This is a genomic window from Aeromicrobium sp. PFPM2_SD2 (genome assembly GCF_057364525.1).
Map to the genome: position 1 here is coordinate 1 of NZ_JBNFNZ010000066.1, position 7,841 is coordinate 7,841.

Annotated in this window: 9 protein-coding genes and 1 pseudogene; 3 read left to right on the forward strand and 7 right to left on the reverse strand. The window is 73.5% G+C overall.

Features of this window, described 5'->3' with window-relative positions:
• The 4 genes from rdgB to murI form a co-directional block, all read right to left on the reverse strand.
• Window positions 1-595 (reverse strand): RdgB/HAM1 family non-canonical purine NTP pyrophosphatase (gene rdgB, locus AC2W7G_RS05325; RefSeq protein WP_485867522.1); only part of this gene is annotated, 595 nt, incomplete at its 3' end.
• Window positions 592-1,314, reverse strand: a complete 723-nt coding sequence (gene rph / locus AC2W7G_RS05330; protein ID WP_485867523.1) for a ribonuclease PH — start codon at window positions 1,312-1,314, stop codon at window positions 592-594. The genes rph and rdgB, both read right to left, overlap by 4 nt.
• Window positions 1,315-1,357: 43 nt before the next feature.
• Window positions 1,358-2,119, reverse strand: a complete 762-nt coding sequence (locus AC2W7G_RS05335) for an MBL fold metallo-hydrolase (RefSeq protein ID WP_485867524.1) — start codon at window positions 2,117-2,119, stop codon at window positions 1,358-1,360.
• Window positions 2,116-2,934: a glutamate racemase gene (gene murI / locus AC2W7G_RS05340; protein WP_485867525.1), complete on the reverse strand. Its 819-nt coding sequence runs from the start codon at window positions 2,932-2,934 to the stop codon at window positions 2,116-2,118. The genes AC2W7G_RS05335 and murI overlap by 4 nt, the downstream gene beginning before the upstream one ends.
• 105 nt (window positions 2,935-3,039) lie before the next feature.
• On the opposite strand from murI, the pseudogene AC2W7G_RS05345 reads away from it, so the two are divergent.
• Both AC2W7G_RS05345 and AC2W7G_RS05350 read left to right on the forward strand, forming a co-directional pair.
• A pseudogene (locus AC2W7G_RS05345) lies at window positions 3,040-3,591 on the forward strand (glycoside hydrolase family 1 protein); the annotation flags it as partial.
• Window positions 3,592-3,704: 113 nt separating this feature from the next.
• Window positions 3,705-4,418, forward strand: coding sequence for a glycoside hydrolase family 1 protein (locus AC2W7G_RS05350; RefSeq protein ID WP_485867526.1), 714 nt, complete (start codon window positions 3,705-3,707; stop codon window positions 4,416-4,418).
• A 20-nt stretch (window positions 4,419-4,438) separates the two neighbouring features.
• Here the strand turns inward: AC2W7G_RS05350 and AC2W7G_RS05355 are convergent, their stop codons facing one another.
• The 3 genes from AC2W7G_RS05355 to AC2W7G_RS05365 are packed head-to-tail and all read right to left on the reverse strand — an operon-like array spanning window position 4,439 to window position 6,133.
• Window positions 4,439-5,389 carry a PLP-dependent cysteine synthase family protein gene (locus AC2W7G_RS05355; protein ID WP_485867527.1) on the reverse strand — a complete coding sequence of 317 codons (951 nt, stop codon included), beginning with the start codon at window positions 5,387-5,389 and terminating at the stop codon, window positions 4,439-4,441.
• A complete protein-coding gene (locus AC2W7G_RS05360) occupies window positions 5,389-5,676 on the reverse strand; it encodes a MoaD family protein (RefSeq protein ID WP_485867528.1) in 288 nt (95 codons plus the stop codon). The genes AC2W7G_RS05355 and AC2W7G_RS05360 overlap by 1 nt, the downstream gene beginning before the upstream one ends.
• Window position 5,677: 1 nt before the next feature.
• The gene (locus AC2W7G_RS05365; RefSeq protein ID WP_485867529.1) at window positions 5,678-6,133 is read right to left on the reverse strand and encodes a M67 family metallopeptidase; all 456 of its coding nucleotides are present in this window, start codon (window positions 6,131-6,133) and stop codon (window positions 5,678-5,680) included.
• Window positions 6,134-6,452: 319 nt separating this feature from the next.
• On the opposite strand from AC2W7G_RS05365, the gene AC2W7G_RS05370 reads away from it, so the two are divergent.
• A partial coding sequence (locus tag AC2W7G_RS05370; RefSeq protein ID WP_485867530.1) for an RCC1 domain-containing protein occupies window positions 6,453-7,841 on the forward strand: 1,389 nt, incomplete at its 3' end.

A 7,841-nucleotide genomic window follows, 5' to 3' on the forward strand; every position in this document is an offset into this window, starting at 1 on the left:
CGCGCGGGGCGATGGCCGCCAGCGCGCGTCCGCGGTGGCTGATGGCGTCCTTCTGCTCGGGCGTCAGCTCGGCGGTCGACACGGCGTGGCCCTCGGCGGCGAACAGCGGGTCGTAGCCGAACCCGCCCTCGCCCTGCTCGGCGTGCAGCACCCGTCCGGGCATCTCGCCGTGCTCGACGATCTCGGTGCCGTCGGGCAGGCACAGCGCGACGGCGGCACGGAACGTGGCACCGCGTCGCTCGTCCGGGACGTCGGCCAGCTGGGCCAGCAGCAGACGGTTGTTGGCCGCGTCGCCGCCCTCGTGCTTGGGCACGCCGCTCCAGCGCGCCGACAGCACGCCGGGCATGCCGTTGAGCGCGTCGACGCAGATGCCCGAGTCGTCGGCCAGCGACGGCAGGCCGGTGACGTCGCGGCACGCGCGGGCCTTGATGAGCGCGTTGCCCTCGAAGGTCGGCTCGGTCTCGGCCGGCTCGGGGTAGGCCTCGACGTCGGCCAGGCCCAGCACCTCGACGCCGGGCACGAGCGGCTCGAGGATGCGGCGCAGCTCGGCCAGCTTCTTGGCGTTGTTGGACGCCAGGACGACGCGCGGGCTCATCGCGCCAGCGCCTCGGCCTGCAGGCGGGTGAGGTCGGCGCAGCCCTTGGTCGCCAGCTCCAGGAGCGCGTCCAGCTCGGCCTTGACGAACGGGGCGCCCTCGGCGGTGCCCTGCACCTCGACGAACGCGCCGTTGCCGGTCATGACGACGTTCATGTCGGTCTCGGCGCGGACGTCCTCGACGTAGGGCAGGTCGAGCATGGGGGTGCCGTCGATGATGCCGACGCTGACGGCGGCGATGGACTCCACGATCGGCTCGCCGACCGTGGCGCCCTGCTGCTTCAGGTGGGCCACGGCGTCGGCCAGCGCGACGTAGGCGCCGGTGATGGCCGCGGTGCGCGTGCCGCCGTCGGCCTGCAGCACGTCGCAGTCGATCATGATCGTGTTCTCGCCCAGCGCCTCGAGGTCGATGGACGCGCGCAGGGCGCGGCCGACCAGGCGCGAGATCTCGTGCGTGCGTCCGCCGACCTTGCCCTTGACCGACTCGCGCGAGGAGCGCTCGTGGGTGGCGGCCGGCAGCATCGCGTACTCGGCGGTGACCCAGCCCAGGCCGCTGCCCTTGCGCCAGCGCGGCACGCCCTGCTCGACGCTCGCGGCGCACAGCACGCGCGTGCGGCCGAACTCGACCAGGCAGGAGCCGGCCGTGTGGTCCAGCCACTGGCGGGTCAGGGTGATCGGGCGCAGCTCGTCGACGGCGCGGCCGTCCTCGCGGGTCGTCATGGCCTCGACCCTACCCAGGCGCACCGACGTCCGGCCGGACGCGTCAGAGCTCGTAGACCTGGCCCGCCTCGACGAGCGTCCAGGCGCCGTCGAAGGTGCTGGCCACGTCGCGGCCGACCTCGTCGCGGTCGGTCCAGGCCGGGACGTGGGTGACGAGCAGCCGCTTCACGGCGCCGCGGCGGGCGTACTCCCCCGCCTCGGCCCCGGTCAGGTGCAGGTTCGGCGGGTTCTCCTGCGACTCGACGAACGACGCCTCGCACAGCAGCACGTCCGCGCCGGCCGTCAGCGTCGCGAGCGCCTCCGTCGGACCGGTGTCGCCGGAGTAGACGAGCGTCGCGCCGCCGGCCTGCACCTTGAGCGCGTAGGCCTGCACCGGGTGGTCGACGAGCACGGGCGTCACGGTGAACGGGCCCAGGACGACCGGCTCCCCCGTGCGCCACGAGCGGAAGTCGAACTGGTCGTCCATGCCGGTGCTCGCGTCGGGACCGTGGGCGCGGGCCATGTAGTCGGCCGTGTCGTCCGGGCCCCACACCGGGATCGGACGCAGCGCGCCGGTCGGGTGGTACTTGCTGAAGACGAAGAACCCGCACAGGTCGATGCAGTGGTCCGGGTGCAGGTGGGACAGCACGACGGCGTCCACCTCGCGCGGGTCGACGTGGCGCTGCAGGGCGCCGAGCGCGCCGCTGCCCAGGTCCATGACCAGGCGGTACGTGCCGCCCTCGTGCTCGGCCTCGAGCAGGTAGGAGCTGGCCGGCGAGTCCGGGCCGGCGTAGGAGCCGGCGCACCCGACGATCGTCAGCCTCACGAGACCACCTCCGGGCGCAGCCACGCGAACTGGTCGACCGTCTCCAGCTCCGGGCCGAGGAAGCGCCGGCCGAGCCGGGCGAACTCCTCGGGTCGTCCCGTGGTCAGGAAGCGGTGGCGCGGCGCCGGCAGCGCGGGGTCGCGCTCCAGGCCCTCGCGCACGAGCAGCCCGTAGACGTCCTTGGCCGTCTCCTCGGCGCTGGAGACGAGCGTGACCCCGTCGCCCATGACGTAGGACAGGACGCCGGTCAGCAGCGGGTAGTGCGTGCAGCCGAGCACGAGGGTGTCGACGTCGGCGGCCTGCAGCGGCGCGAGGTAGGCGCGGGCGACGTCCAGCAGCTCGGGCCCGCTGGTGACGCCGGCCTCCACCAGGTCGACGAAGCGCGGGCAGGCCTGGGTGAACAGCTCGACGTCCGGGTTGGCCGCGAACGCGTCGTCGTAGGCCTGGGACGTGGCGGTGGCCTCGGTGCAGATGACCCCGACGCGTCCGTTGCGGGTGGCGCGGACGGCGCGGCGGGTGGCCGGGACGATGACCTCCACGACCGGCACGGCGTAGCGCTCGCGGGCGTCGCGCAGCACGGCGGCGCTGGCGGAGTTGCAGGCGATGACGAGGGCCTTCACGCCCTGGTCGACCAGGTGGTCCAGGCACTCCAGCGCGAACTCGCGCACCGCCGAGATCGGCTTGGGCCCGTAGGGCTGCCGGGCGGTGTCGCCCAGGTAGAGCACCGGCTCGTGCGGGAGCTGGTCGAGCACGGCTCGGGCGACGGTGAGCCCGCCGAAGCCGGAGTCGAAGATCCCGATGGGTGCGTCAGCCACAAGCCGAGAGCGTACCTGCGCGGGCGGGCCGCACCTAGGCGAGAGCCGCCGGTGTGGCGGGCGTCGCGTCCGGCCGGTGATCCCGGCTGCCCGCACACTGACGCCATGACCGACCTGCAGCTCGGCCCCGACTTCGTCTGGGGCGTCTCCACGGCCGCCTACCAGGTGGAGGGCGCCGTGACCGAGGACGGCCGCGGCCCCAGCGCCTGGGACGTGTTCGCGTCGCGTCCCGGCACGGTGCGCGAGGGGCACACCGGCGACGTCGCGTGCGACCACTACCACCGCTTCCGCGAGGACGTCGCGCTCATGGCCGACCTGGGCGTGGACGCCTACCGGTTCTCGGTCGCCTGGCCCCGGGTCATGCCCGACGGGCTGACCGTCGAGCCGCGCGGGCTGGACTTCTACGAGCGGCTCGTCGACGCGCTGCTGGCGAAGGGCATCCAGCCGAGCGTGACGCTCTTCCACTGGGACACCCCGCAGGCGCTGGAGGACCGCGGCGGCTGGGAGACGCGCGAGATCGCCGACCGGTTCGCCGAGTACGCCCACGTGGTGGCCGAGCGGCTCGGCGACCGGGTGACGCGCTGGATGACGCTCAACGAGCCGGTCGTGCTGATGATGATGGGGCACGCCACGGGGCGCCACGCGCCGGGCAAGCAGCTCGGCTTCGGCGCCCTGCAGGTGGCGGTCCACGAGCTGCTCGCCCACGGCCGGGGGGCGTCCAGGCGCTGCGGGCCGCCGGGGCGGCGAGCGTCGGCATCGCGAACAACCACGTGCCGGTCTGGCCCGGCGACGAGCGTCCGGAGTCGGCCGAGGCCGCCGGGTTCTTCGACGCCCTCTACAACCGGCTCTTCCTCGACCCGGTGCTGCTCGGCCGGTGGGGCGTGGACGGGTTCGAGGACCTCGTGCCGGACGTGCGCGACGGCGATCTGGCGACGATCAACCAGCCGATCGACTTCCTGGGCGTCAACTACTACAACCCGCAGGCCGTCTCGGCGCCCGGCGGCGAGCACGCCGTGGCGGCGTCGGACGGGGCGCAGCTGCCCGACGACCTGCCGTTCACGCTCGTCGACGTCCCCAGCGACGAGCACAGCGACTTCGGCTGGCCGATCCGCCCCGACGGGCTCACCGAGCTGCTGGTCGGGATGAAGGAGCGGTACGGCGTCGCGCTGCCGCCGATCCACATCACCGAGAACGGCGGGGCGTTCAACGAGGAGCCCGACGAGCACGGTCGCGTCGCCGACGACCGGCGCGTCGCCTACACCGAGGCGCACCTGCGGGCGCTGCGCGACGCGATGGACGCCGGCGTGGACGTGCGCGGGTACTTCCACTGGTCGCTCATGGACAACTTCGAGTGGGCCGAGGGCTACGCCATGCGGTTCGGCCTGGTGCACGTGGACTTCGAGACGCTGGCGCGCACGCCCAAGGACTCGTTCGCCTGGTACCGCGACCTCATCGCCGCCCAGGACGGTCACGCCCGGGAGTGAGCCCCGGGCCGCGGACGGGCTCAGGCCCAGAGCTGGCCCTCGAGGGCGTCCTCGGCCTCGTCGATGGTGCCCTCGTAGGCGCCGGTCGACAGGTACTTCCAGCCGCCGTCGCACACGACGAAGACGATGTCGGCGCTCTCCCCGGCCTTGACCGCCTTGGCCGCCTGGCCGAGCGCGGCGTGCAGGATCGCGCCGGTCGAGACGCCCGCGAAGATGCCCTCCTGGTCGAGCAGCTCGCGCACGCGGCGCACCGCGTCGCGCGGGCCGACCGAGAAGCGGCTGTCGATGAGCGAGGCGTCGTACAGCTCGGGGACGAAGCCCTCGTCCAGGTTGCGCAGGCCGTAGACCAGCTCGCCGTAGCGCGGCTCGGCGGCGACGATGCGCACGTCCGGCTTGTGCTCGCGGAAGAACCGGCCGGCGCCCATGAGGGTGCCGGTCGTGCCGAGCCCGGCGACGAAGTGCGTGACCTCCGGCAGGTCCGCCAGGATCTCCGGCGCCGTGCCGCGGTAGTGCGCCTCGGCGTTCGCGGGGTTGCCGTACTGGTAGAGCATCACCCAGTCGGGATGCTCGGCGGCGATCTGCTTGGCCACCCGCACCGCCTCGTTCGAGCCGCCGGCCGCCGGGCTGGAGACGATCTCGGCGCCCCACATCCGCAGCAGCTGCCGCCGCTCCTCGGAGGTGTTCTCGGGCATGACGAACACGCAGCGGTAGCCCTTGAGCCGCGCGGCCATGGCGATCGAGATGCCGGTGTTGCCGCTGGTCGGCTCCAGGATCGTGCAGCCCGGACGCAGCGTGCCGTCGGCCTCAGCCACCTCGATCATCCGCAGCGCGGCGCGGTCCTTGATCGAGCCGGTGGGGTTGCGGTCCTCGAGCTTGGCCCACAGCCGCACGTCCGGGGACGGCGACAGCCGCGGCAGCCCGACGAGCGGGGTGTTGCCGACGGAGGCCAGCAGCGAGTCGAACCGCGCCATCAGAGCGAGGCGACGGACCCGCCGGCCACGGCCGGCAGGATGACGACGGTGTCGCCGTCGGAGACCGGGGCCTGCAGGCCGCCGGTGAAGCGGATGTCCTCGTCGTTGACGTAGACGTTGACGAAGCGGCGCACGTCGCCGTCCTCGACCAGGCGCTCCTTGATGCCCTCGTGACGCGACTCCAGGTCGTCGATCAGCTCGGCGACGGTGGAGCCGCCGGCCTCGACGGCGCGCTGGTCGCCGGTGTACGGACGCAGGATGGTCGGGATGCGGACCTCGATGGCCATGTCACTTCGCTTTCTGGGGGGACTCGTCGGTGTCGTAACGCTCCACGACGCGCACTTCTTCCTCCGTGACGACGCCGTCGACGATGCGGAAGGAGCGGAAGTCGACCGGCCCGGACTCGTGGGCGCCGTCGCGGGTGGAGACGAGCACGTAGTGCGCGTTCGGCTCCTGGGCCAGGGTGATGTCGGTGCGCGACGGGTACGCCTCGGTCGCCGTGTGGGAGTGGTAGACCACGACCGGCTCCTCGTCGCGGGCGTCCATCTCGCGGTAGAGCGCGAGCAGGTCGGCCGAGTCGAACTCGTAGAACGTCGGCGACATCGCGGCGTTCAGCATCGGGACGTGGCGGGTGGGCAGGTCCGAGCCGTACGCGCCGGCGACCACGCCGCACGCCTCGTCGGGGTGGTCGCGACGGGCGTGCTCGACGATCGCGTCGTGGATGGCCCGCTCGATCTGAAGCACGCTGGCGACTGTACCCAGCGCGTCCCACCTGCTGGGACGGCGACCGCAGCGTGAGACTCGGTCCGAGTTGAGCGTTCTGCCACGCGGCGGGCCGACGCCGCCTAGGCTCGGCGGTGCCGCAGCAGGACGTCCTCGGACCGCCTGCCGCACCACGCCGCTCGGGCGTACGTGCGGGCCTCTCCCCCGCACGAACCCGAAGGACCCCCATGCATCGCGCTGCTCGCCGCCTGCTCACCCTCCTGCTCGGGACGACGCTCGTCGCCGCCCCGCTGCCCTCGTCGCCACCCCGGCGCAGGCGGCGCCGACGCCGCCGGCCTCCGTGATCGCGTGGGGCGCTCATGACTCGAGCACCGTGCCCGCGTCCCTCAGCGGCGAGTCCGTCGTGGCCGTCGCCTCCGGATCGTGGCACTCGCTCGCGCTGACCGCGGACGGTGTCGTCACCGGCTGGGGCTCCAACCCGCACGGCCAGGCCGACGTCCCGGCGTCGCTGGACGGCAAGAAGGTCGTGGCCGTCTCCGCGGGCGCCCTGCCCTCGATGGCCCTCACCGACGACGGGGTCGTCACCGTCTGGGGCTACGACGGCTACGGCCTCCGGAACGTCCCGGGCAGCCTGGCCGGTCGCAAGGTGGTCCAGATCGATGCCGGCACCGAGCACGTCCTGGCCCTCACCGAGGACGGCGACGTGGTTGCCTGGGGCAACAACGAGCGCGGACAGACCAACGCGCCGACGGCGACGAAGCGGTTCATCGCCGTCGCGGGAGGTGGCTCCCACTCGCTCGCCCTCGACGAGGACGGCGGGGTGACGGCCTGGGGCTCGAACTACTTCGGAGAGTCCAGCGTCCCCGCGTCGCTGACCGGCAGGACCGTCGTCGCCATCGCTGCCGGCGCCTCGTTCTCGCTGGCGCTGACGGACGACGGGGACGTCGTCGCCTGGGGCCGGCACGACCTCGGCCAGACGGACGTGCCGAGCTCGGTGATGGGCAGGACGACCGCCATCTCCGCCGGCGGCGAGTACTCCCTGGCCCTCACCGAGGACGACAGCCTGACCACATGGGGCTACGAGCCGTGGTCCACCGTCCCGATGCCGACGCTGCCGCATGGTGCCCGTGTCACCGCCTTCGACGCCGGCCCCCACGACAGCCTGGCCGTCGTCGTCACGCCCCCAACGTTCACCACCCCGCCGGCTCCCGCCGTCGGGGGCGAGGCCGAGGTCGGGCAGACGCTGACCGCCACGGCCGGCAGCATCGATCCGACGCCGTCGTCGGTGGACTACCAGTGGCTGGCCGGCGGCCACGAGATCCCCGGCGCGACGTCGTCCACGTTCGTGCTGGCGGCTGCCCAGGCGGGCGCGCGGATCAGCGTCCGCGTGACCGCGCACCTGACCGGCTACACCGACGCGACGGTGACGTCGGCCGAGACCGCCCCCGTCCGGTCCACGCCGCCCACCGTCGCCGAGCCCACCGTGAAGCTGAGCATCGGGCGCACCGAGCTGCGCCGCGGCCAGTCCACCACGCTGACCTGGACCTCGACCGGTGCCGACCGCGTCACCGCGTCCGGCGCCTGGCGCGGCGTCAAGGCGACCCACGGACGCGTCACGGTCAAGCCGGCCCTCGGCACGTCCGTCTACCGCGTGAGCACCGCCAACACTGCCGGCACGCCTCCGCGCAGGTCGCCGTCACCGTCACCCGCCCGGCCACGCGGCTGCGCG

Coding starts and splice junctions, on each gene's coding strand:
- rph (WP_485867523.1), bottom strand. CDS start 1,314: ATGACGACCCGCGAGGACGGCCGCGCCGTCGACGAGCTGCGCCCGATC.
- AC2W7G_RS05355 (WP_485867527.1), bottom strand. CDS start 5,389: ATGGCGCGGTTCGACTCGCTGCTGGCCTCCGTCGGCAACACCCCGCTC.
- AC2W7G_RS05360 (WP_485867528.1), bottom strand. CDS start 5,676: ATGGCCATCGAGGTCCGCATCCCGACCATCCTGCGTCCGTACACCGGC.